The following is a 22,055-nucleotide window of genomic DNA, read 5'->3' as shown; positions in this document are numbered from 1 at the left end:
AAGCCCGTGAGACTTACTTGCCCTTCCAGACCGGCGTCCGCTTGTTGAGGAAGGCATCCATGCCCTCGCGGAAATCCTCGCTCATATAGGCTTTCAGGATCAGGTCCTCGCCTTCCTCGCGCGAGAGCGTGCGGCGGATGCGGCGCACCGCTTCCTTGGTCGCTTCCAGCGTCAGCGGCGCGTGGCTGGCGACGAGCTTTGCAGTCTCGTCGGCACGGCGCTGCAGCGTCTCAACGTCAGGCACGATTTCGTTGAGCAGGCCGAGCGCCAGCGCCTCCTGCGCCTCGACCAGGCGCGCCTTGAAGATCATATCCTTGGTGCGGGCGGGACCGACCAGCGCGACGATGCGGCTGATGTTGGACATCGACAGGCAGTTGCCGAGCGTGCGCGCAATCGGAAAGCCCATCCGCGTCGTCTCGGTGCCGATGCGAAGATCGCAGCAGGCCGCTATCCCTGCGCCGCCGCCGGTGCAGGCGCCGGCGATCGCCGCGATCACCGGCACGCGGCACTGCTCGAGCGTGCCGAGCACGCGATCGATGCGCGCCTCGTAGTCGAGCGCATCCTGCGCGGTCTTGAAGGCGCGGAATTGCGAGATGTCCGTGCCGGAGGCGAACGCCTTGTCGCCCGCGCCGGTCAGGATCAGCGCCTTGATCGAGCGGTCGGCGTTGATCTCCTCGCAGATCTCCGCCATGCGGTCATACATGGCGAAGGTCATGGCGTTGCGCGCCTGCGGGCGGTTGAAGGTGATCCGCGCGATGCCGTCCGTGACGGAGTAGAGCAGGTCTTCGTTGGCAGTCGTCGGTGCGTTCATCGCGCGCTCACTTCCTTCACTACAGTTCAGTCAGGCCGCCATCAGGCAACCTGAGCCTCAGGCAACTTGAGCCTTGGTCATCGGCACAACGTCGCGTCCCTTGAGGACGTCCATGGCCGCCAATACGCCGCCGCTCCGGTGCGGGATCTTTGCGAGATCGAGGCCCATCTCGACGCCGGCGAGCGTGCCCATCAGCATCAGATCGTTGAAATGGCCGATATGGCCGATGCGGAACACCTTGCCCTTGATCTTGTTCAGGCCGGTGCCGAGCGACATGTCGAAGTTCTCCAGCACCACCTTGCGGAAGGCGTCGGCATCAAAGCCCTCGGGCACGCGCACGCCGGTCAGCGCCGGCGAATGCGCGGCGGGATCAGCACATTGCGTCTCGAGGCCCCAGACCTTGACCGCAGCACGCGTCGCGGCGCTGTGGCGCTTGTGGCGGGTCCAGACGTTCTCCAGCCCCTCCTCCTCCAGCATCTTCACCGCCTCGCGCAGGCCGTAGAGCAGGTTCGTTGCGGGCGTGTAGGGGAAGGTGCCGAGCTTGTTGAAGCTGATGACCTCCTGCCAGTCCCAGTAGGAGCGCATGCCGGGGTTGGCCTTCGCCACGGCGAGCGCCTTCTCCGAGACGGCGTTGAAGCCGAGGCCCGGCGGCAGCATCAGGCCCTTCTGCGAGCCCGCGACCGAAACGTCGATGCCCCAGGCGTCGTGCTCATATTCCATCGAGCCGAGGCCGGAGATGGTGTCGACCATCAGCAGCGCCGGATGCTTGGTGCGGTCGAGGATCTTGCGCACCTCCAGCGGCGGCGTCACGCAGCCGGTCGAGGTCTCGTTGTGCACGACGCAGACCGCCTTGATGGCGTGCTGCTTGTCGGCGGCAAGGCGCTTCTCGATCTCCGCAAGGTCGGCGCCATGGCGCCAGTCGCTCGGGATGAAGTCGACATCGAGCTTGAACTTGTCGGCGATGCCGCGCCACAGCACGGCGAACTGGCCGGTCTCGCACATCAAGACCTTGTCGCCGGGCGCGAAAACGTTGACCATCGCCGCTTCCCAGGCGCCGGTACCGGACGAGGGGAAGATGATCACGGGCTGCTTGGTGCGGAATACGCGCTGCATTGCGGCAAGCACGGCAAAACCGAGCTCGGCGAACTCCGGACCGCGATGGTCCAGCGTCGGCATATCCATCGCCCGCAGCACCCGATCGGGCACATTGGTCGGTCCTGGAATCTGTAAGAAATGCCTTCCAGTATGCACGGTCATCGGCGTCCTTCCCGGTCTTGCCTTGGTTTGGTGGCGCCGAATAGCACCATTTGACCGGCTTGTCCTCTCCTCCAAAGGGCCGTTCGTGCATAGCGGGCCGGCCTGCCCTCGGCCGCTCCGTCGCGACCACCTTTGCGTGCTGACCTTTACGTGCCGACGATCTTCAGATGCGGCGCGGCATTGCCCGGCGGGCGCTGCTCCAGCAGCTTCATCGCGACATCCACACCGCCGGAGCGGTGCGGCACGCCGGCCACCGACAGGCCCATCTCGACGCCGGTAAGCGCGCCGAGCAGCGTCAGTGCATTGCATTCGCCGAGATGGCCGATACGGAAGACCTTGCCGGCGACCTTCGACAGGCCCGAGCCGAGCGACATGTTGTAATTGTCGAGCACGACTTTCCGGAACTGATCGGCATCATGCCCCGGCGGCATCAGCACGGCCGTCAGGACCGGCGAGAACTCCGAAGGCTCCTGGCAGAGCACTTCGAGACCCCAATGGTTGACCGCGGCCCGCGTTGCCGCGGCGAGCCGCTGATGCCGCGCGAAAACATTGTCGAGCCCCTCCTCGAGCAGCATCGCGATCGCCTCGCGCAGGCCGTAGAGCAGATTGGTCGCGGGCGTATAGGGGAAGAAGCCCTTGGCGTTGGGCTTGAGCATCTCCTCCCAGTCGAAATAGGAACGCGGCATCTTGTTGGTTCTGGACGCAGCCAAGGCCTTGTCCGAGATCGCGTTGAAGCCGAGGCCGGGCGGCAGCATGAAACCCTTCTGCGAGCAGCTGACGCTGACGTCGACCTTCCACGCGTCGTGACGATAGTCGACCGAGCCGAGCGAGGAGATGGTGTCGACCATCAAGAGTGCCGGATGCGAGGCGCGGTCGATCGCGGCGCGGATCTCGGCGATGCGGCTGGTCGCGCCGGTCGAGGTCTCGTTGTGCACGACCATCACCGCCTTGATGGTGCGCGCGGCGTCTTCGGAGAGCTTGGCCTCGATCACCGTGGGATCGGCGCCGCGGCGCCAGTCGCCCGGGACGAAATCGACCTCGATGCCGAAGCGGGCGGCCATCTGCCGCCACATCGTGGCGAAGTGGCCGGTCTCGACCATCAGCACCTTGTCGCCCGGCGACAGCGTGTTGACGATCGCGGCTTCCCAGGCGCCGGTCCCGGATGAAGGGAAGATCACGACCGGCCCCTTGGTCTGGAAGATCTTCTGGCTGCCTTCGAGTACCGTCCGGCCGAGTTCGCCGAATTCGGCGCTGCGGTGGTCGATGACGGGCATGTCCATCGCGCGCAGGACGCGCTCGGGGATCGGGCTCGGGCCCGGAATCTGCAGGAAATGGCGTCCCTGAGGCATGCAAAGCTCCCTTCCGGCGAGTTACGGCCGGCTCTTCCAGCTATTTTGCATTCATTTTTTGTCCCTTCAATCAAAATCTGGTATTCGATTTCGAACATCGACGCGACCAATCGGGCAAATTACCGTACTGCAAATGAAATCCACGATTCCCGACAATGGAGTTCCGATCACCCCGCTCGCCGGCAATGGCGATCGCCAGGAAAACCGTCACGAGGCCTCGCTGCATGGCGAGATCCTGCTGCGGCTGCGCGATTACGTGGTCGAAGGCAATATTCCCGAAGGTGCGCGCGTTCCCGAGCGGCAGCTTTGCGAGATGCTCGGCATCTCCCGCACGCCATTGCGCGAGGCGCTCAAGGTGCTCGCCGCCGAGGGCCTGATCGAGCTATTGCCCAACCGCGGCGCACGGGTGCGCCAGCTCAGCCAGCGCGATATCGAGGAACTGTTCGACGTCATGGCAGGCCTGGAAAGCCTGGCAGGGCGCCTCGCCTGCGAAGCCATAACGGATGCGGAAATCACGGCGATCGAGCAGCTGCACTACGAGATGTACGGCCATTACCTGCATCGCGACATGCACGGCTATTTCCAGGCCAACCAGCGCATCCACGAGAGCATCGTCGCGGCCGCGCGCAACGAGACGCTGAAGATCGCCTACGCCAATTTCGCCGGCCGGATCCGACGCGTCCGCTACTCCGCCAATTTCGCCCGCAAGCGGCAGCGCTGGGCGGAAGCCATGCGTGAGCACGAGGCCATTCTCGATGCATTGCGCCGCCGCGCCGGGAGCGAGCTTAGCGACATCCTGTTCCAGCATCTGCGCAACAAACGGACGGCAGCGATCGAGCACCTGACCGAGCCCCAAGAGGGCGCGCCGGCATCGCCTTGAGGGGCGCCCGGCTTGCCCATTTTGCATTCGCAATATAGTCGGTCAGGAACCACAATGAATATCCCAGCAAGGCTGAGCCTGGCCGGGTCAGTCCGGAATCAGGGATGACGAACGCCTCCTCGCTCGAACGGCGCCTGCGGTCGGAATTGACCGGCGACGTGCTGTTCGACGGCTTCAGCCGCGGCCGCTACGCCACCGACGCCTCGTTCTACCAGATCATGCCATCAGGCGTGGTCGTCCCCAAGACCATGGACGAGGCCCTGCGGGCGCTGGCGATCGCGCGCGACGAGGGGCTGAAGGTCACCCCGCGCGGCGGCGGCACCTCGCAATGCGGCCAGACCGTCAATGACGGCCTCGTGATCGATCTGTCCAAGCACCTCAACCGGATCCTGTCGCTCGACGTCGAAGGCCGCACCTGCGTGGTCGAGCCCGGCATCGTGCTCGACGACCTCAACCGTCAGCTCAAAAAGCACGGCCTGTGGTTTCCGGTTGACGTCTCCACGGCCTCCCGCGCCACCATCGGCGGCATGGCTGGCAACAATTCCTGCGGCGGCCGCTCGCTTCGCTACGGCACGATGCGCGACAACACGCTGTCGATGGAGGCATCGCTCGCCGACGGCACGCTGAGCCGCTTTGGCGAGGTCGCGCGCGATCTCTCCGACCTCGAGGCCGGCGACAGCACCCGCGCCCTGTTCCGCGACATGCTCGACCTCGGCACCCGCGAGGCCGACGAGATCGCCGCGCGCTTCCCAAAGGTGCAGCGCCGCGTCGGCGGCTACAATCTCGATGCGCTGGTGCCGCGCAATGCGCCGAACAACATGGCGCATCTGTTGGTCGGCTCCGAAGGCACCCTCGCCTTCACCACCAAGGTCGAGCTGAAGCTGTGGCCCGTGATCCGCAACAAGGCGCTCGGCGTCTGCCATTTCGGCAGCTTCTACGAGGCGATGGACGCGGCCCAGCACCTCGTCAAGCTCAAGCCGATCGCTGTCGAGCTGGTCGACCGCACCATGATCGCGCTCGGCCGCGACATCGCGATGTTCGCACCCGTCATCTCCGCGGCGATCAAGGGCGATCCCGACGCCGTGCTGGTGGTCGAATTCGCCGAAGAAGACCAGTCGGACAATCTGGTGCGCCTCAAGCAGCTCGGCGAGTTGATGGGCGATCTCGGCTTCGGCTGGAACAACGACACGCGTAAATGGGGCGGCGTGGTCGAGATCACCGAGCCGGCGCTGCAGAGCGGCATCGCCGATTTCCGCGCGGCCGGCCTCAACGTGATGATGTCGATGAAGCAGGAGGGCAAGCCGGTCTCCTTCGTCGAGGACTGCGCCGTGCCGCTGCCGCACCTCGCCGACTACACCGCACGGCTGAACGAAGTGTTCGCCAAGCACGGCACCAGCGGCACGATGTATGCGCACGCCTCGGAAGGCTGCCTGCATGTGCGCCCCGTTCTGAACCTGAAGCTGGAGAAGGACGTCAAGGCCATGCGCGCCATCGCCGAAGAGGCCTTCGCCCTAGTGCGCGAGTACAAGGGCTCGCATTCCGGCGAGCACGGCGACGGGCTGGTGCGCTCCGAATTCCACGAGGCCATGTTCGGCGAGCGCCTCGTCGCCGACTTCAGGGAGGTGAAGCAGCGCTTCGATCCCGCCGGCGTGCTCAATCCCGGCAAGATCGTCGATGCGCCCAGGATGGACGACCGCTCGCTGTTCCGCTTCAAGCCGGATTATCGGGTCGGCGAGCTGAAGACGAAGCTCGACTGGTCCGCTTATCCCGGCGCCGGCAGCGGCTTCCAGGGCGCAGTCGAGATGTGCAACAACAACGGCGCTTGCCGCAAGCTGGAGGGCGGCGTGATGTGCCCGTCCTATCGCGCCACGCGCAACGAGAAGGACGTTACCCGCGGCCGCGCCAATACGCTGCGGCTTGCGATCTCCGGCCAGCTCGGCCCGGATGCGCTCTCTTCCGACGAGATGATGGAGACGCTCAAACTCTGCGTCTCCTGCAAGGCCTGCCGCCATGAATGTCCGACTGGCGTCGACATGGCCAAGATGAAGATCGAGGTGCTGGCCGCGCGCGCCGCTTCTCACGGCCTGACGCTGCGCGACCGGCTCGTCGGATATCTGCCGCGCTATGCCGGCCTTGCTTCGCGCTTCGCGCCGCTGGCGAATTTGCGAAACAGCAGCCCGCTGCTGCGAAGGCTGTTCGAGCGCTTCGCCGGCATCAGCGCACGCCGGACCCTCCCCGCCTTCCGCCGCGATGTGTTCGTGCCGCCCGCCGAAAGCATCGGCCCGGAGACCGGCCGCGAGGTCGTGCTGTTCGCCGATACCTTCAACTGCATCTATGAGCGCGAGAATCTGGACGCCGCTCTGCGCGTGCTCACGGCCGGCGGCTATCGCGTGCATCTGCCAAAACTTGCGAGCGGCAGCCGTCCGCTGTGCTGCGGCCGCACATTCCTGTCAGCCGGCCTCGTTGACGAAGCCAAGGTCGAGCTCGACCGGCTGGTCTCGGCCTTCGCGCCATACGCGGCGCGCGGCGTGCCGATCGTCGGCCTCGAGCCGAGCTGCCTCCTGACGCTGCGCGACGAGCTCGCTTCACTGCGCAAGGACGACGAGGCCAAGGCGATCGGCGCCCACGCGCTGACCTTCGAGGAGTTTCTGGTGCGCGAGGCCGAGGCCGGAAGGCTGCAACTGCCGCTCGGCATCGTCGCCGACAAGGCCGTGGTGCATGGCCATTGCCATCAAAAATCCTTCGGCGCCTTCAAACCGGTCGAGCAGGTGCTGCGCCTCGTCCCGGGGCTGAAGGTCGAGACCATCGAGTCGAGCTGCTGCGGCATGGCTGGCGCGTTCGGCTATGGCGCGGACACCTACGATGCGTCGATCGAGATGGCCGAGCTGTCGCTGCTGCCGGCCGTGCGGCGCGCGGACCCGGATACGCTAGTCGTCGCCGATGGCACCTCCTGCCGGCACCAGATCCACGACGGCACCCAGCGCGAAGCGCTTCACGTCGCGCGCGTGCTGGCCATGAGCCTCGATCGCGCCAAAAGCCTCGATCGCGTCAAGTCCAACCTCATTTCTCCAGCTGCAAAGGAAACCAGCCATGGCTGACCTCACTCTCGACACCGCCCGAAAAATCCTCGACGCCGCCTTCGCGAAGGCCGGCGAGCTCAAGCTGAAGCCGCTGGTCGTCACCATCCTGGACGCGCGCGGCGTGCTCAAGCTCGCGGCCGCCCAGGACGGCACCAGCCTGATGCGTGCCGAGATCGCGCATGGCAAGGCCTATGGCGCGCTCGCCATGGGCATGGGCTCGCGCGCTTTGTTCCAGCGCGCGCAGGAGCAGGCCTATTTCGTCGATGCCGTGAACACGATCGCCAAGGGCGCGCTGGTGCCGGTGCCCGGCGGCGTGCTGATCATGAACGGCGCGACCCTGCTCGGCGCGGTCGGCGTCTCCGGCGACACCTCGGACAACGACGAGGCCTGCGCGGTCGCAGGCATCCAAGCGGCGGGGTTGAAGGCGAACGCGGGCTGAGATTGTCATTCCGGGGCGCGCGCAGCGCGAGCCCGGAATCCATCAAGCAGCAGATTATATCGACAAATGGATTCCGGGCTCGCGCCAAGTGGCGCGCCCCGGAATGACAGCAGAGTGCAGTACCCCTGCCTCTTCACCTCCCCGTCCAGACCGGCTTCCTCTTCTCGCTGAACGCCTTCAACCCTTCCTTGGCGTCCTCGGTCATCGCGAGCAGCGCGATCTGGCTTTCGGTGTAGGCGATGCTCTCGTCGAACGACATCGAGGCGATCGCGCGCATGGCGTATTTGCCGCGGCGGATCGCGGTCGGGGATTTGTCGACGATGCGGCCGATCAGCCAGTCGACCTTGGCATCGAGCTCGGCGGCAGGCACGACATAGTTGAGCAGGCCCGCGGCCTGCGCGGCCCTGGCGTCGAACCGCTCGCCCGTGAGCGCCCATTCGTTGACGAGACGGGGCGGAGCGATGCGCTGGAGCAGGCTCAGCACCTGCATCGGGAACACGCCGACCTTCACCTCCGGCAGGCCAAAGACGACGTGATCGGCCGCAACCGCCATGTCGGTCATGCACAGAAGGCCCATGCCGCCGGCCATGCAGACGCCATTGAGGCGCGCAATCGCCGGCTTGGTCGCGTTCTGTGACAAACGTAACAGATCGGCATAGTCGACATTTGGTTTGGAATGATCCATCGCGAAAGCCGCGCCGGAATTCTGCAAGTCGGCGCCCGCGCAGAACGCCTTGTCGCCCGCGCCCGTCAGCACGATGACGCGGACGTGCTTGTCCTCATGCGCGTCGCGATAGGCTCTTGTTATCCCGGCGATGACCTCGCCGTTCAGCGCGTTGCGTTTCTCCGGCCGGTTGATGGTGATCCAGAACGCCTGCCCGCGCTTCTCGGTGATGACGGCTGTGGTGTCGGTCATGACATGCTCGCTCGCTTGGTCCCGTTTTGCAGCCATTTGCGGCAGGACCGGCGGCGCGCGCAAGGGCAATCTGCAGGGTCGCCTCACCATAGCGTGTGGGCGCAACTTCGCTTCGCGATTGAACTGGGGCTTGCGCGCGTTATCCTGACCGGAGATTTGATCACCGATGAGCCATTTCATGCGCGCCGCATTGATGTTGTTGCTGGCAGGATTGGTTGTGCTGAGCGGCGGTGCCGCATGCCATGCGGCCGACACCGCGAAGATCGCGCTGGTGATCGGCAACGCGAAATATCCCGACAATGAGTTCGTCCTGAGCGAGGTCGCCAACGATGCCCAGGACGTCGCCGAGGAATTGAAGCGCGGCGGCTTCGTCGTCGACAGGCAGAGCAATCTCACCGGCGATGCCATGCGGCAGGTGCTGGGCCGCTTCTACGACCGCATCGAGCGCGGCGCGGTGGCGCTGATCTTCTTCGACGGCTTTGCCATCCAGTCCAACCGTCAGACCTATCTGCTGCCGGTCGACGCCCAGATCTGGACCGAGCCGGACGTCTCGCGCGACGGCTTCGGCCTCGACACCATCCTCGCCGAGATGAACACGCGCGGTGCCGCCATCAAGATCGCGCTGATCGACGCCTCCCGCCGCAACCCGTTCGAGCGGCGCTTCCGCCGCCATTCGGCCGGCCTGGCACCGGCGATCGCACCGAGCAATACGCTGGTGCTCTACTCCGCTGCGCTCGGCGCGGTCACGGCGACCGGAAAGACCGATCGCAGCCTCTTTGTCGCCGAGCTGCTGCGCGAAATGCGCGCGCCGAACATCAGCGCCGAGCAGGCCCTGACCAACACCAAGAACGGCGTGGTTGCCGCCACCAACCGCGAGCAAGTGCCCTGGCTGTCCTCCTCGCTGACGACGGAGTTCTCGTTCGCAAGCCCGGCGACGCGGCCGCGGGACGACGCGGCCAAGCCTCAGGTGCAGACACCCGAGCCGCAAAAGCCGGTCTGCGAGGTACCGCAGGCGGAGCCCGCCCCGAATACGGACGAGTTGGCACGAGATCCTGTCATCGCCGATCTCAGCCGAAAGATCACCGCCAACGCCAACGACGTCACCTCGCGCTACAAACGCGGCCAGGTCTACGCGATCAAGCGCGCCTATGCGCTCGCGATACAGGATTTCGACGCAGTGCTCCGCCGCGCGCCCAAGGACGCGGAAGCCCTGAACAACCGCTGCTGGAGCCGGGCTGCGACGGGCGACCCGCAAGGCGCGCTCGCCGACTGCAATCTGGCGCTCCAGATCAACCCGGGCTTGAGCGATGCACTCGACAGCCGCGGGCTCGTCAACCTCAAGCTCGGGCGCAATGCGGAGGCGATCAAGGATTATGCCGACGCGATCCAGCGCAACCCGCGCTCCTCGTCCTCGCTGTTCGGCCGCGGCATCGCTGCGCGCAGAAGCGGCGGCGACGGCGCCACCGATATCGCGCAGGCGAAGTCGATGAACCCGAACATTGCGAAGGAATTCGCAGGCTACGGCGTCACGGAGTGCATGCCTTGAGCTGAGGCCGCCTTCCTGATCCAAACCTTGTTGTCGTGGAACGCCGCGCCGCCGATCGGCGCGATGGTGTCCGCGCCGGTCAGCACGTTGATGCCACGGCCGCCGATATGGTTGCTGTTGGGATGGACGGATTCGGCGATCAGGACACCGCGCCGCACGCCCTCGAACAGCGTCGCGATCAGCGTGGTCTCGCCGCGGCCGTTGCCGAGCGTCACCGCATCGCCATCGGCGATGCCGAGCGCGGCGGCGTCGAGCGGGTGGATCATCACGCTGGCCCGGCCCTCGCGCGCCTGCGAGGACGGCGTCTCGTTGAAGGTGGTGTTGAGGAAGCTGCGCGAGGGACTGGTCGCGAGCCGGAACGGGTGGGCCCGGTCGGAGTGCTCGATCACCGCCCAATGGTCCGGCAGATCAGGCATTTTGTCGAAATCGCCCATCGTCTGCCCGAACGGCGGGTGCGCCCAATCGGCTTTAAAATGGAACTTGCCGTCGGCGTGAGCGAAGCCGTCGAGATAATGCGAGGTGCGGAAATCCGGCTGCAGGTCGCGCCAAATGTCGGCTTCGAGGCCGGCGATGTCGCCGTGATTGCTCAGCCTCAAGGTCGCGTCGATCAATTCGCGCGGGCTCATCTCGAAGCCCGGATGCCTGGCGCCCAGCCGCGGCGCCAGCGCCTGCAACACCTCGTGGTTGGAGCGGCATTCGCCCGGCGGGTCGATCAGCTTCGGCCCGACCGAGATGTGCTGATGGCCGCCGCCGTAGTAGAGGTCGTCATGCTCCATGAACATGGTCGCCGGCAGCACGATGTCGGCGATCTGCGCCGTCTCGGTCATGAACTGCTCGTGCACCGCCACGAACAGATCCTCGCGCGCGAAGCCCCGCCGGACCAGCGCCTGCTCCGGCGCCACCGTCATCGGATTGGTGTTCTGGATCAGCATCGCCTTGACCGGACCCTTACCCTGCAGAGCTTCGGCATCGCCGGTGAGGATGCGTCCGATCTGCGACTGGTCGAGTGCGCGCGTCGACTTGTCGATGGCGTCGTGGCCTTCGATGATGGATTCGTTGAAGTGCCACAGCGCGTAATTGTTGAAGAAGGCGCCGCCGCCTTCATACTGCCAAGCGCCGGTCACCGCGGGAATGCACAGCGCCGCATGCATCTGCGTCGCGCCATTGCGCGAGCGGGTGAAACCATAGCCAAGACGGAAGAAGGTCCGCTTGGTCTCGCCGACCGCCTTGGCGAAGGCCTCGATCTCCGACACCGGGACGCCGCAAATCGCCGAGGCCCATTCCGGCGTGCGTGATTTCAGATGTGCCTCGAGCTCGTCCGGGCAATCGGTGTACTTGTCCATGTAGGCACGGTCGGCATAGCCATCGCGGAACAGGACATGCATGACGGCGCAGGCGAAGGCGCCGTCGGTGCCGGGCCGCAGGATGATCCTGATGTCGGCCTGCTTCATGGTCTCGTTGTCGTAGATGTCGATCGCCGCGATTTTCGCGCCGCGCTCCTTGCGGGCGCGCGAGGCGTGCGTCATCACGTTGACCTGGGTATTGACGGGATTGGTGCCCCAGATCACGACGAGATCGGACAGCGCCATCTCGCGCGGGTCGACCCCGGCGATCTTGCCGGTGCCGATCGCAAAGCCGATGCGCGCAACATTGGCACAGATGGTCTGATAGAAGCGCGAATATTTCTTCACATGCGTGAGACGGTTGAGCCCGTCGCGCATCACGAGCCCCATCGTCCCCGCGTAGTAATAGGGCCAGATCGATTCCGCACCGAACTCGCGCTCGGCCGCATTGAATCGGTGCCCGATCTCGTCCAGCGCCTCGTCCCAGGAGATCCGCGCGAACTGACCTGAACCCTTGGGGCCGGTGCGGCGCAGCGGATAGATCAGCCGTTCGGGGTGATGGATGCGTTCGGCATAGCGGGCGACCTTGGCGCAGACGACGCCGGCGGTGTAGGTCTGCTTCTTCGAACCGCGGACGCGGCCGATGCTGCGGCCTTCGACCACCTCGACATCGAGGGCGCAGGCCGAGGGGCAATCATGCGGACAGGTCGAATGGCGGATCTCGATCTTCGGGCTGATCTTGGCGTGCTGGTTCATGTCCCAGTTCGTAACACCAAAATACCGGCCAGCCGAGCGCATTTATCCGGCAAGCCCCATGCGATTTGCTCAAGCCGCGCGCGCCGGAGCTTCCTGCTGCGGTTGCGAAGGAGGCTCGGCCAGTAAGCCGCCCGACGTGCAAGCGCAACCCGAGCTACAACCTTTGCTATTTGTGCAACTGGGTGAGACCGGTCGGCGGGCCGTCGACGGCAGTCCAGCCGCCGTCGACGAACAGCGTGCTGCCGCTGACATAGCTTGCGGCATCCGAGGCGAGATAGGCGACGGCGGTCGCGACCTCGTCGGCGCTGCTCCAGCGGTTGAACACGGTGTGGCCGGCGTAGAGATTGTAGATGTCGGGGCGCTGCTTGAACGGGCCGGTCAGCGCGGTCTCGGCAATGCTCGGGGCGATCGCGTTGACGCGCACGCCGGCGTGGCCGACCTCGGAGGCAAAGCCCTTCACCAGGAGGCCGATCGCCGCTTTGGTCGAACCGTAGACGCCGAGGCCCGGCTCGATGGTCACCGCGCGGACCGAGGAGCAGGCGATGATGCTGCCGCCCCTCTGCGCGACCATGATGCGGCCGAAGGCCTGGAAGAACCAGACCGTGCCCTTGACGTTAAGGTTGAGGACGCGGTCGAGATCCTCCTCGGTGTAGTCGAGGATGGTCTTGCGGATGTTGAGCCCGGGTGTCGTCACGGCGATGTCGAGCCGCGGAAACTTCTGCATCACGGTTTGGGCCAACGCATTGACGTCCGCGGCGCTCGCGGCGTCGCAGCCAGCTGCTTCCGCCCAGCCGCCCTCGTCGCGAATGCCGGCGGCGGTCGCCTCCGCTGCGTCGAGCGCACGATCGGCGCAGACGACCCGCGCACCGAGACCGGCAAGCGCTTCGGCCGACGATTTGCCGATGCCGGATGCGGCGCCGAGAACGAGCGCGGTCTTGCCGGTGAGATCGAAGAGCTTGCGATAGTCCGTCACTGACAATGTCTCCCTGGTGCTGCTAGCCCTTGTAGCCCATCAAGAGGCGCGGCAGCCACAGCGAGAATGCAGGGACGTAGGTCACGAACATCAGTGCTGCGATCAACGCAGCATAGAACGGCAGGATGGTGCGCATCACCGCACCGACCGAGATGCCGCCGATGGCGCAGCCGACGAATTGCGTCGTTCCGACCGGCGGCGTGTTGAGCCCGAGGGCGCAATTGATCAGCATCAGCATGCCGAACTGCACCGGGTCCATGCCCGCCTTCATCGCGATCGGCAGGAAGATCGGGGTGCAGATCAGGATGGTGGCCGCCATGTCCATGAACGTGCCGAGCACGAACAGGATGATGTTGATGAGCAGGAAGATCACCCAGGGCTGCGTCGACAACTTGTTCATCATCGCGCCGGCGAGATCCGCCACCTCGTAAAGTCCCATCAGGTACTGGAACATGGTGGAGACGCCGATCAGCAGCAGCACCACTCCCGTCGTCTTCACCGCCTTGGCCGCGGCGCGCAGGAAGTTGCCCCAGGTCATGGTGCGGTAGATGAAGAACGTCAGCAGGATCGAGTAGGTGACGGCGATGGCCGCCGATTCGGTTGCCGTGAAGACGCCGGACAGGATGCCGGCCAGGATGATGCCGACGATCAGAAGCCCCGGCAGCGCCGCCGCCAGCGAGCGGACCACCTCGGCCCAGCCCGGGAACTTGCCGGCGGGATAGCCGCGCTTCACCGCGACCGCGTAGGCGGCAACCAGCATGCAGACCATCAGCACCAGCGCCGGCAGCAGGCCGGCCGCAATGAGCGCGCCGATCGAGACCTTGCCGCCGGCCGCCAGCGCATAGATGATCATGTTGTGGCTGGTCGGCATCAAGGCGCCCACGAGCGAGGCATGGGTGGTGACGTTGACGGCGTAGTCGGTATCGTATCCCTCCTTCTTCATCATCGGGATCATCACCGCGCCCATCGCCGACACGTCGGCCACGGGCGAGCCGGAGACGCCGCCGAACAGCGTGCAGGCGACCACGTTCGACATGCCGAGCCCGCCGCGGATGTGCCCGACGAGGTTCTTGGCGAGTTGCACGATCTTGTCGGCCACGCCGCCATGCAGCATCAGCTCACCGCTGAAGACGAAGAACGGAATGGCGAGGAAGGAGAAGATGTTCATCCCCGACATCATCTGCTGGAAGATGACGGCGACCGGCAGGCCTTCGTAGAGGATGGTGCAGATGGCCGCCAGGCCGATCGCGAAGGCGACCGGTACGCCGAGGATCAAAAAGCCGAAGAAGGTGGCGCCGAGGATGATCAGTTCCATGAGGGGACGACCTCTTCGCCACGCAGGAGAGCAATGATGTGCTCGATGGAAAACGAAACGATCAGGATGCCGGAGGCGAACAGCGGCACGTAGCGGATCACCTCGGGCAGGCCGAGATTGGGGATCTTCACGGTGCCGACCGACGCGCCGAGGATCCAGCCGTTATAGGCCATGGCGAGGCCGAACACGGCGACCAGAACGTGGATCACGATTTCGATCTTCTCCCGCGCGTGATCGGGGAGCATGACCAGCAGGCTGTCCATGCCGATATGCCCGGCATCGCGTACGCCGACGGCGGCGCCGATCAGCGTGACGTAGAGGATCAGGACCAGCGCCAGGTTCTCCGTCCAGGTCGGGCTGGAGTTGAGCACGTAACGTCCGAACACCTGGTAGAAGACGATGGCGACGATGACGAGCAGGCCTGTCACCGACAGGTACATGCCGAGGCGCGCAATGGGGGCATTGACCCGCGACAGCAAGCCGGTGGACGGGCGTGCTGCTACGGCCCCCTGCTCGTGACTTGCGACGTGTGGGTCTGTCATCCCGCGCCTCCCTGGAGGTCCGGTGCCGCCTCGCGGCAGCACCGGACCCCGATTCCCGAATTGTCCTACTTCGTGTCCTGGATACGCTTGACGAGGCTCTGCAGCTTCTCGTTCCCGGCGAACTTCTGGTAGACCGGCTTCATCGCATCGACGAACTCCGCCTTGTTGCCGATCGTGACCACCTGAACACCAGCGGCTTCGACGGTCTTGCGGGCGGCCTGCTCGCGCGCGTCCCAGAGCTTGCGCATGACGGGCACCGATTCCTTGGCTGCCTTGCGGACCATCGCCTGGTCCTCCTTGCTCAGCGCGTCCCAGACCTTTTTCGAGATCACGAGAACTTCGGGCGCGAGGGAGTGCTCGGTGATGTTGTAGAACTTGGCGGCTTCGAAGTGACGGGAGGATTCGTAGGACGGCCAATTGTTCTCGGCAGCGTCGACGAGGCCGGTCTTGAGCGCGGTGTAGACCTCGCCATAGGGCATCGGCGTCGGGTTGGCCCCCAAGCTCTGGATCATGCCGACCCACAGGTCGGATTGCTGGACGCGGATCTTCAGGCCCTTCAGATCGGCCAGCGATTTGACCGGTCCCTTGACGGTGTAGACCGAGCGCGCGCCGCTGTCGTAATAGGCAAGGCCGACCAGGCCCGCGGGCTCCATGGCTGCCAGGATCTCATCGCCGATCGGACCATCGAGGACGGTGCGCATGTGCTGCGTGTCCCGGAAAACGAAGGGCAGGCACAAGGCGATGGTCTCGGGCACGAAATTGTTCAACGGCGATGCGTTGATCCGCATCATGTCGAGCGCGCCGATCTTGAGTTGCTCGATCGTGTCCTTCTCCGAACCCAGGGCGCCGTTCGGAAACACCTTCACGCCAAGCTTGCCGCCGCTCGCCGCCGCGAGTTGCTGGCCCATGAACTTGACCGCCTCGACGGTCGGATAATCGGCGGGGTGAACGTCAGCCGAGCGGAAATCGCGTGCAGTGGCCAGGGGTGCTGAGACCGCCAGTGCAACGGCTGTGATGATACCGGTGAGCGTCTTCATGTGGGCTTCCTCCTGGGTTGATTGGATTGATTATATCGTTGTCGGACCGGCTGCAGGCCGCCTTGGGTCGCTCCGCTTCAGGTGTGAAGTCAAGCGCCAATGTCGTCCCTAGGGCGGGCGGCATTCTCTGTCCAAGCCTAATCCGGCATCGATCGATGCAAGACTTGCATCGATCGATTTCTGGCGCAATTCGCACTATGGTGGGTATGGCGGGCTGGCTCGACGTCGCTGGCCCGTGATGTGACGCCTCCAAAGATCGAGCGGGCCTCCGCGGGCTGGACCTGCGCGGTCGCCCTCATCGACGATTAGGCCGACGGCGTCACTCGCCGCCGAGGCCGCTCTCGGCGAGCTCGCGCAGCGCGTCCGTATCGAGCACGACGATGGCGCCGTGCTCGAGGCGGACCCAGTTGCGGCCGGCCCAGGCGCGCAATTGCTTGTTGATGCTCTCGCGCGTCATCCCGACCATCTCGCTGATCTCCTGCTGCGTGATGGCGAGCGTGCCGCTGCCGGAAGCCAGCTTGCGCTCTTCGGTGAGACCGAGCAGCGCACTGGCAAGCCGGCCCGGCAAATTCTGCAGGATCACCTGCTCGACCTGCTGACTGGTCCAGCGCAGGCGCGCGCACAGCAGCTCGATGAACTTCATCGCCAGCGCCGGCTGGCTCTTCACGAACGGCAGGAAGTCCCGGCGATCGATGACGTAGAGCTCGCAATTGGTGTTGGCGGTCGCATCCGCCGACCTGGGCGCGCCGTCGAGCACGGCGATCTCGCCGAAGATTTCTCCCGGGCCGATGAGATTGAGAATGGCGTTCCGCCCATCAGGCGATGAGGAGGAAATCTTGACTGTTCCCGCGATCACCGCGAAGAGATTGTTGCCGGGATCGCCCTTGGCCGCGATCGTCGCCCCACGCTTGACGGTGGTGTGCTTGGCGTAGCGGCAGAGTTGATCGAGCGCTTCCGGCTCCAGATCCGCGAAGATCGGGTGCTTGCGCAGGACCGATAGTTTGTTGCCCGCCGGTTGTCGGGGATCGCCGGTCTTGTCCTGAGGCACGCCGCGGGGCTCCTAAGACTACGAGGCACTGGGTTCCTGCGTAGTCAACGTTACCAGGCATTTCAACCGGAAAGCACGCGCGCGATTTGAGGCAAATGCCACGAAAAGGCCGGTAACGGGGAAGTCAGCAGCCAAAAGCTGCGGCGATGCGTCTTCTTCGACGCAGAGTTGCGGATTACGCAAACCGCGATTGCGTCGAGACGCTGCCGAGGGCCAGCGCCCGCCTGGGCGAACATCGACCCTGGCGCGCCGGACTCGGACCTAAACCTGGACTTGGACTTGGACTTGAACCTGGACCTGCAGAAGGCTTCAATGCCTGGAATCCGGATCGAGCCGGGCCGCCCTGGTTTGCCGGTCAGCCCAGGCCAGAACTGCGGCGAACACGACAAAGATCGCGACGACGACAACGATCACCAGCAACGCGTCAGCAGGGCATCATCCCCTCCCGGATTTCTCTCCGGCGTTATTTTGCGGGGCATGGCCGCCGTCATTGATCGGGATCAAATTGCCGAGAGAGTCCCGGAGATGAGGTCAGGCTGCGGCCATAGCCGCGACACGGGCCGGATCGAGCAGGCTGATGCCGCCGTGAATGATCTCGATCACGCCGTGACGCTCAAGCTTGGTAAAGGTGCGGCTGACGGTCTCGATGGTCAGGCCGAGATAATCGGCGATGTCCTGACGGCTCATCGGAAGCGCGACCATGTCGGATGGACCGTTGAGCGCGACCAGCCGCTCGCGCCAGCCGAGCAGAAAGGTCGCGACCTTCTCGTCGGCCGAGCGGCGGCCGAGCAGAACCATGTGGTCGCGCGCCTGGCTCAACTCGCGAATGGCCAGTTCGTTGATGCGCCTGAGCAATTGCGGCCGGTCTTCGATGAAACGGCCGAAAGGCCCTTTAGGGAATTGGCACACTTTCACCACGCCGATCGCATCGGCCGAAAAATTGTGCCGGCCGGACAGATTCATCCCGAGGAAGTCACCGGGCAAGGCAAAGCCGACGATCTGCCGCCGGCCGTCAGGCAGCAGCTTGTACAGCCGCATGACGCCTTCGAGGACGTTGTAGAACGAGGTCGTGATGTCCTCCTCGGAAAACACGGTCTCGCCCGAATCGAAATGGACGCGGCGGCCGAGATGCTCGAACTCCCGGAGTTCGGCTGCATCGAGCGACGAGCAGACCGCCGCTCCACGCACGGCACAATCGTCGCAATAATGTCCGTTCGGCTCACTCGTGACCACGGAAGGCTTCATCCATCGCTCCCCACGCCGGCCGCTCCCGACGTCGGGCCGAGTCCACCGCGCGGCTGCATTTTACTGCACCGTGCCGCAGCCGATTGACCCAGATCAAATTTGGCTGGCATCCCGCTCTTATTCTGCGTCCACGGTTCGACGGGATGATTCCATGCTGCAAAGCGCACTGCGTCACGGCCTGATTGGGCTGCTTCTGATCACGCCTGCGCTCGCGGCCCCGGCCGCCGAACAACGCGGCAAGGCTTTCGCCCGAGCAAATTGCGCACGCTGTCACGCGATCGACCGCGCCTCCAAGAGCCGACTGGAGATCGCGCCTCCGCTACGCAACCTGCATCGGCGCTATCCGGTCAACAGCCTTGGCGAGGCGCTGGCCGAGGGGATCTCCACCGGACATGCCGACATGCCAGCCTTCGCGCTCAGCCCGGACCAGATCCACGACCTGCTGTCCTATCTGAAGACGCTGGAATAGTCGCCGCTCACACCGCCTGCACGGTCCATCCGATCAGCTCCTTGGCGATGCGCGCGAAGGCGGCATCGAAGGCGGCGACAGAAGCGGCCGGTTCGACCTTGTCGAGCTTTTCGCTGGCCTCGATGAGCCGCGATGCGATCACCTTGCCATTCTTGTCGACGATCCGAGCCGACAGTCCGATCTCGGCCCGAGCCTCCCCATCCGTCGCGATCCGAAAGCGCCGGATGTCGAGCAGGAGCTGGTAGTCCGCCGGCCCGAGATCCGTCGTGCGCAGCGGGGCGTGGGCGATGTCGTAGTTCTCGAAACTGTCGATCAGGCGCGCCTGCACCAGTTTCGGAATGCTGTCAGCCCAGAGGAAGTCCGCAAAGCCCGGCCTGTCGCCGCCAGGCGCGAACAGCATGCGCTGGGTCTGCAGCATTGCCACTGCCGTCGGCTCTGGGATGGCCAGCGACGCCGACAGCGTCTTGCCGGCCGGCCCGGGATTTTGCGGCGTCCGCAGGTCGTAGGTGACCTTCGGCGCGGGCGTGCCGCCGCCGGTCATCTTCTCGAGGCCCGCCAGGATGCCGTCGATCTTGCCGGTGTTGCGCGCGAGCCCGTCGGAGAAGGTCTTGAAATTGGCAATGGTATCCTTCAGCGGGCCGGAATTGTCCTGAAGCACCGTGTCGACCCGCCGCAGCGCATCGCGCGCCGCCTGCGTCATGCTCTGGCCTGCGCCGGCCTCCGCGATCAAAGTCGGCAGCTCGCCGGACTTGGCGACGATCACGCCCCCCTCCAATGTCACCACGGGAACGCCGGTCAGGCCCTGGAATTCGAGGCCGACCTTGGTGTCGGCACGCACCGGCGTCGCCGTGGCAACCGAGATCGTCGCATTGACAAAGCGCGGATTATCAGGCGCGAGCCCGAGCTGGGTCACCTCTCCGACGCGAATGCCGTTGAACAGCACGCCCGCGCCGACGAGGAGGCCGGGCACCGGTCCCTGGAATTGCACGTGATAGTTCGTGCGCGGCCCAATGCCGCCGGTGTTGTTCAGCCAATAGACGAAGCCGAACACCGCGACGATCGCGGCCAGCACGAAACTGCCGATCAGCACATAGGGGGCGCGGGTTTCCATCTCTCATCTCATCTCGTGTTGCAGCATCTGCGAGCGCTTGCCGTGGAAATAGGCGCGCACCCAGGGATGCTCGGATTGCAGCAATTCGCGCATCGGGCCGATCGCCACGATCTTGCCGTCGGCGAGCGCGGCGACGCGGTCGCAGACCGTGGTCAGGCTCGCAAGGTCGTGGGTCACCATGAACACCGTGAGCTCCAGGGTCCTTTGCAGCGTCTTGATCAACGCGTCGAACTCGCCGGCGGCGATCGGGTCGAGGCCCGAGGTCGGCTCGTCCAGGAACAGGATCGGCGGATCGAGCGCGAGCGCGCGCGCCAGCGCCACCCGCTTGGTCATGCCGCCGGACAGCTCCGCCGGATATTTGTCGGCGTCCTCGGCACGCAGGCCGACCATTTCGAGCTTGGCGATCGCGATCTCGTCCATCAGCTCCTGCGACAGGACGAGATTTTCGCGCAAGGGAAACTGGACGTTCTGGCGCACCGTCAGCGAGGAGAACAGCGCGCCCTGCTGGAACAGGATGCCCCAGGCCATCGCTGCGCCGCGGCCGTGGCCGCCGGCGGGTTGTCCCATGACCTCGATGGTCCCGCTCCGGCGCGGGATGAGGCCGATGATGGTCCGCATCAAGACCGATTTGCCGCCGCCGGAGGCACCCACCAGCCCGAGGATCTCGCCGCGGCGGACGTCGAGCGACAGATGGTCGAGCACGGTCTGGCGACCGAAGCCGACCACGAGATCGCGGACGCGGATCGCGAACTGATCTTGCGATTCTTCCATCGTCACATTCCGATCGAAGCAAAGAAGATCGCGAACAGGCCGTCGAGCACGATCACCAGGAAGATCGATTTCACCACTGACGTCGTGGTCTGCCGCCCCAGCGACTCCGCGCTGCCCTTGACGCGCAATCCCTCGCTGCAGGCCACGATCCCGATCACCAGCGCCATGAACGGCGCCTTCAGGATGCCGACCTCGAAATGGGTGACAGAAATGGCCTCGTGCAGGCGTGCGATGTAGATCGCCGGCCCCATGTCGCCGTAGAACTGCGCGACGAGCCCGCCGCCGTAGAGCGCGGCGATCGATCCGATGAAAGTGAGGATGGGCAGCGCAATGACCAAGGCCGCAACGCGCGGCAGGATCAGGACGTCGACCGGATCGAGCCCCATGGTGGAAAGCGCGTCGATCTCCTCGCGCATCTTCATCGAGCCGAGCTCGGCGGTGTAGGCGCTTCCCGACCGCCCTGCGACCATGATGGCGACGATCAGCACGCCGAGCTCGCGCAGCACCAGGATGCCGACCATGTCGACCGTATACGATTCCGCGCCGAACCTGCGGAAGTGGAAAAAGCCCTGCTGTGCGATGATGGCGCCGATCAAAAACGTAATCAGCGTGACGATGGGGATCGCCTGCCATCCGATGCGGTAGAGCTGATATACCAGCGAGGTCAGCCGCAGCGAACGCGGCCGGCGCAACACGCCGATGACGGCCATGAACAGGGCGCCGAGCATCTGGAGAAAGACCGTGACGTCCTCGCGCGCCCCGACCGTGGACTTGCCGAGATCGCCCAGCCGCGCCAGGACCGGATTGGGCGCGGCCGCCGGAGCCGGCGTGCGGCGGTTGACCTGGCGCACCTCGTCCATCAGCCCGGTGAAATGATCGGCGACGCCGACGAACTCGGCTGGCCTACCTGACGACGACACCCTGCGCGACAACTTCTCCAGGACCCAGGCGCCGAGCGTATCGAGCGCGCTGATGCCCGACATGTCCAGGGTTACGGCGCTCGAACGATCGACGTCGGCCCCGACCGAGCGGGACAAAGTCTCGAGCCTCACCACGTTCGCGGCGGTCCATGGCCCCTCGGGGCGCAATTTCAGCACGTCGCCGGACGGCGTCGCGCGCAGCAGCGGTTCGTGGTCCACGCTTTCCACCTCATCGGGACAATCGGTC

The 22,055-nt window shown here is 65.2% G+C and carries 19 protein-coding genes; 5 read left to right on the top strand and 14 right to left on the bottom strand.

What is annotated here, in order from left to right; genetic code table 11:
• Positions 1 to 13: 13 nt before the first annotated feature.
• From ABIA45_RS02175 to ABIA45_RS02165, 3 genes are all read right to left on the bottom strand, one after another.
• Positions 14 to 811: an enoyl-CoA hydratase/isomerase family protein gene (locus ABIA45_RS02175; protein ID WP_271537270.1), complete on the bottom strand. Its 798-nt coding sequence runs from the start codon at positions 809 to 811 to the stop codon at positions 14 to 16.
• Between the two features lie 57 nt (positions 812 to 868).
• Positions 869 to 2,068 (bottom strand): pyridoxal-phosphate-dependent aminotransferase family protein, encoded by a 1,200-nt coding sequence (locus ABIA45_RS02170; protein WP_404650983.1) that lies wholly within the window; start codon positions 2,066 to 2,068, stop codon positions 869 to 871.
• A gap of 146 nt (positions 2,069 to 2,214) precedes the next feature.
• Positions 2,215 to 3,417 carry an alanine--glyoxylate aminotransferase family protein gene (locus tag ABIA45_RS02165; protein ID WP_271537267.1) on the bottom strand — a complete coding sequence of 401 codons (1,203 nt, stop codon included), beginning with the start codon at positions 3,415 to 3,417 and terminating at the stop codon, positions 2,215 to 2,217.
• A 133-nt stretch (positions 3,418 to 3,550) separates the two neighbouring features.
• Between ABIA45_RS02165 and ABIA45_RS02160 the strand changes: the two genes are divergently transcribed.
• The 3 genes from ABIA45_RS02160 (at position 3,551) to ABIA45_RS02150 (ending at position 7,816) form a co-directional block, all read left to right on the top strand.
• Positions 3,551 to 4,297 (top strand): GntR family transcriptional regulator, encoded by a 747-nt coding sequence (locus ABIA45_RS02160; RefSeq protein ID WP_271537265.1) that lies wholly within the window; start codon positions 3,551 to 3,553, stop codon positions 4,295 to 4,297.
• A 104-nt stretch (positions 4,298 to 4,401) separates the two neighbouring features.
• Positions 4,402 to 7,395 (top strand): FAD-binding and (Fe-S)-binding domain-containing protein, encoded by a 2,994-nt coding sequence (locus ABIA45_RS02155; RefSeq protein ID WP_404650982.1) that lies wholly within the window; start codon positions 4,402 to 4,404, stop codon positions 7,393 to 7,395.
• Complete coding sequence (locus ABIA45_RS02150; protein WP_404650981.1) at positions 7,388 to 7,816, top strand: heme-binding protein; 429 nt, start codon at positions 7,388 to 7,390, stop codon at positions 7,814 to 7,816. The genes ABIA45_RS02155 and ABIA45_RS02150 overlap by 8 nt, the downstream gene beginning before the upstream one ends.
• Positions 7,817 to 7,949: 133 nt before the next feature.
• Here ABIA45_RS02150 and ABIA45_RS02145 read toward each other — a convergent pair whose 3' ends face one another.
• Complete coding sequence (locus ABIA45_RS02145; protein ID WP_404650980.1) at positions 7,950 to 8,732, bottom strand: enoyl-CoA hydratase/isomerase family protein; 783 nt, start codon at positions 8,730 to 8,732, stop codon at positions 7,950 to 7,952.
• A gap of 166 nt (positions 8,733 to 8,898) precedes the next feature.
• Between ABIA45_RS02145 and ABIA45_RS02140 the strand changes: the two genes are divergently transcribed.
• The gene (locus ABIA45_RS02140; RefSeq protein ID WP_404650979.1) at positions 8,899 to 10,278 is read left to right on the top strand and encodes a caspase family protein; all 1,380 of its coding nucleotides are present in this window, start codon (positions 8,899 to 8,901) and stop codon (positions 10,276 to 10,278) included.
• Here the strand turns inward: ABIA45_RS02140 and ABIA45_RS02135 are convergent.
• The 7 genes from ABIA45_RS02135 to ABIA45_RS02105 form a co-directional block, all read right to left on the bottom strand.
• On the bottom strand, positions 10,251 to 12,377 hold the full coding sequence (locus tag ABIA45_RS02135; protein WP_404650978.1) for a molybdopterin oxidoreductase family protein: 2,127 nt from the start codon (positions 12,375 to 12,377) through the stop codon (positions 10,251 to 10,253). The two genes, ABIA45_RS02140 and ABIA45_RS02135, sit on opposite strands and share 28 nt — an antisense overlap.
• Positions 12,378 to 12,543: 166 nt before the next feature.
• Entirely contained in the window at positions 12,544 to 13,350 is an 807-nt protein-coding gene (locus ABIA45_RS02130) for an SDR family NAD(P)-dependent oxidoreductase (RefSeq protein WP_404650977.1), read from the bottom strand.
• Positions 13,351 to 13,372: 22 nt separating this feature from the next.
• Entirely contained in the window at positions 13,373 to 14,665 is a 1,293-nt protein-coding gene (locus tag ABIA45_RS02125; RefSeq protein ID WP_404650976.1) for a TRAP transporter large permease, read from the bottom strand.
• Positions 14,656 to 15,207, bottom strand: coding sequence for a TRAP transporter small permease (locus ABIA45_RS02120; RefSeq protein ID WP_157285582.1), 552 nt, complete (start codon positions 15,205 to 15,207; stop codon positions 14,656 to 14,658). Before ABIA45_RS02120 ends, ABIA45_RS02125 begins: the two co-directional genes overlap by 10 nt.
• A 65-nt stretch (positions 15,208 to 15,272) precedes the next feature.
• Positions 15,273 to 16,244 (bottom strand): TRAP transporter substrate-binding protein, encoded by a 972-nt coding sequence (locus tag ABIA45_RS02115; protein ID WP_036043896.1) that lies wholly within the window; start codon positions 16,242 to 16,244, stop codon positions 15,273 to 15,275.
• Between the two features lie 319 nt (positions 16,245 to 16,563).
• Complete coding sequence (locus ABIA45_RS02110) at positions 16,564 to 17,292, bottom strand: Crp/Fnr family transcriptional regulator (protein ID WP_271537244.1); 729 nt, start codon at positions 17,290 to 17,292, stop codon at positions 16,564 to 16,566.
• A gap of 531 nt (positions 17,293 to 17,823) precedes the next feature.
• A complete protein-coding gene (locus tag ABIA45_RS02105) occupies positions 17,824 to 18,537 on the bottom strand; it encodes a helix-turn-helix domain-containing protein (RefSeq protein WP_404650975.1) in 714 nt (237 codons plus the stop codon).
• A gap of 151 nt (positions 18,538 to 18,688) precedes the next feature.
• Here ABIA45_RS02105 and ABIA45_RS02100 point away from each other — a divergent pair, with 151 nt between their 5' ends.
• Positions 18,689 to 19,006 carry a cytochrome c gene (locus tag ABIA45_RS02100; RefSeq protein ID WP_271537239.1) on the top strand — a complete coding sequence of 106 codons (318 nt, stop codon included), beginning with the start codon at positions 18,689 to 18,691 and terminating at the stop codon, positions 19,004 to 19,006.
• A gap of 7 nt (positions 19,007 to 19,013) precedes the next feature.
• On the opposite strand, the gene ABIA45_RS02095 is transcribed toward ABIA45_RS02100, so the two are convergent.
• The 3 genes from ABIA45_RS02095 to ABIA45_RS02085 are packed head-to-tail and all read right to left on the bottom strand — an operon-like array spanning position 19,014 to position 22,027.
• Positions 19,014 to 20,117, bottom strand: a complete 1,104-nt coding sequence (locus tag ABIA45_RS02095; protein ID WP_404650974.1) for an ABC-type transport auxiliary lipoprotein family protein — start codon at positions 20,115 to 20,117, stop codon at positions 19,014 to 19,016.
• Positions 20,118 to 20,120: 3 nt separating this feature from the next.
• Positions 20,121 to 20,888, bottom strand: a complete 768-nt coding sequence (locus tag ABIA45_RS02090; protein WP_271537235.1) for an ABC transporter ATP-binding protein — start codon at positions 20,886 to 20,888, stop codon at positions 20,121 to 20,123.
• 2 nt (positions 20,889 to 20,890) lie between these two features.
• On the bottom strand, positions 20,891 to 22,027 hold the full coding sequence (locus tag ABIA45_RS02085; RefSeq protein ID WP_404650973.1) for an ABC transporter permease: 1,137 nt from the start codon (positions 22,025 to 22,027) through the stop codon (positions 20,891 to 20,893).
• Positions 22,028 to 22,055 lie beyond the last annotated feature (28 nt).

The sequence above is a fragment of the Bradyrhizobium sp. USDA 336 genome (assembly GCF_044908355.1).
In the GTDB taxonomy this organism is placed as follows: domain Bacteria; phylum Pseudomonadota; class Alphaproteobacteria; order Rhizobiales; family Xanthobacteraceae; genus Bradyrhizobium; species Bradyrhizobium yuanmingense.
This window is presented reverse-complemented; position numbering and strand designations above follow the sequence as displayed.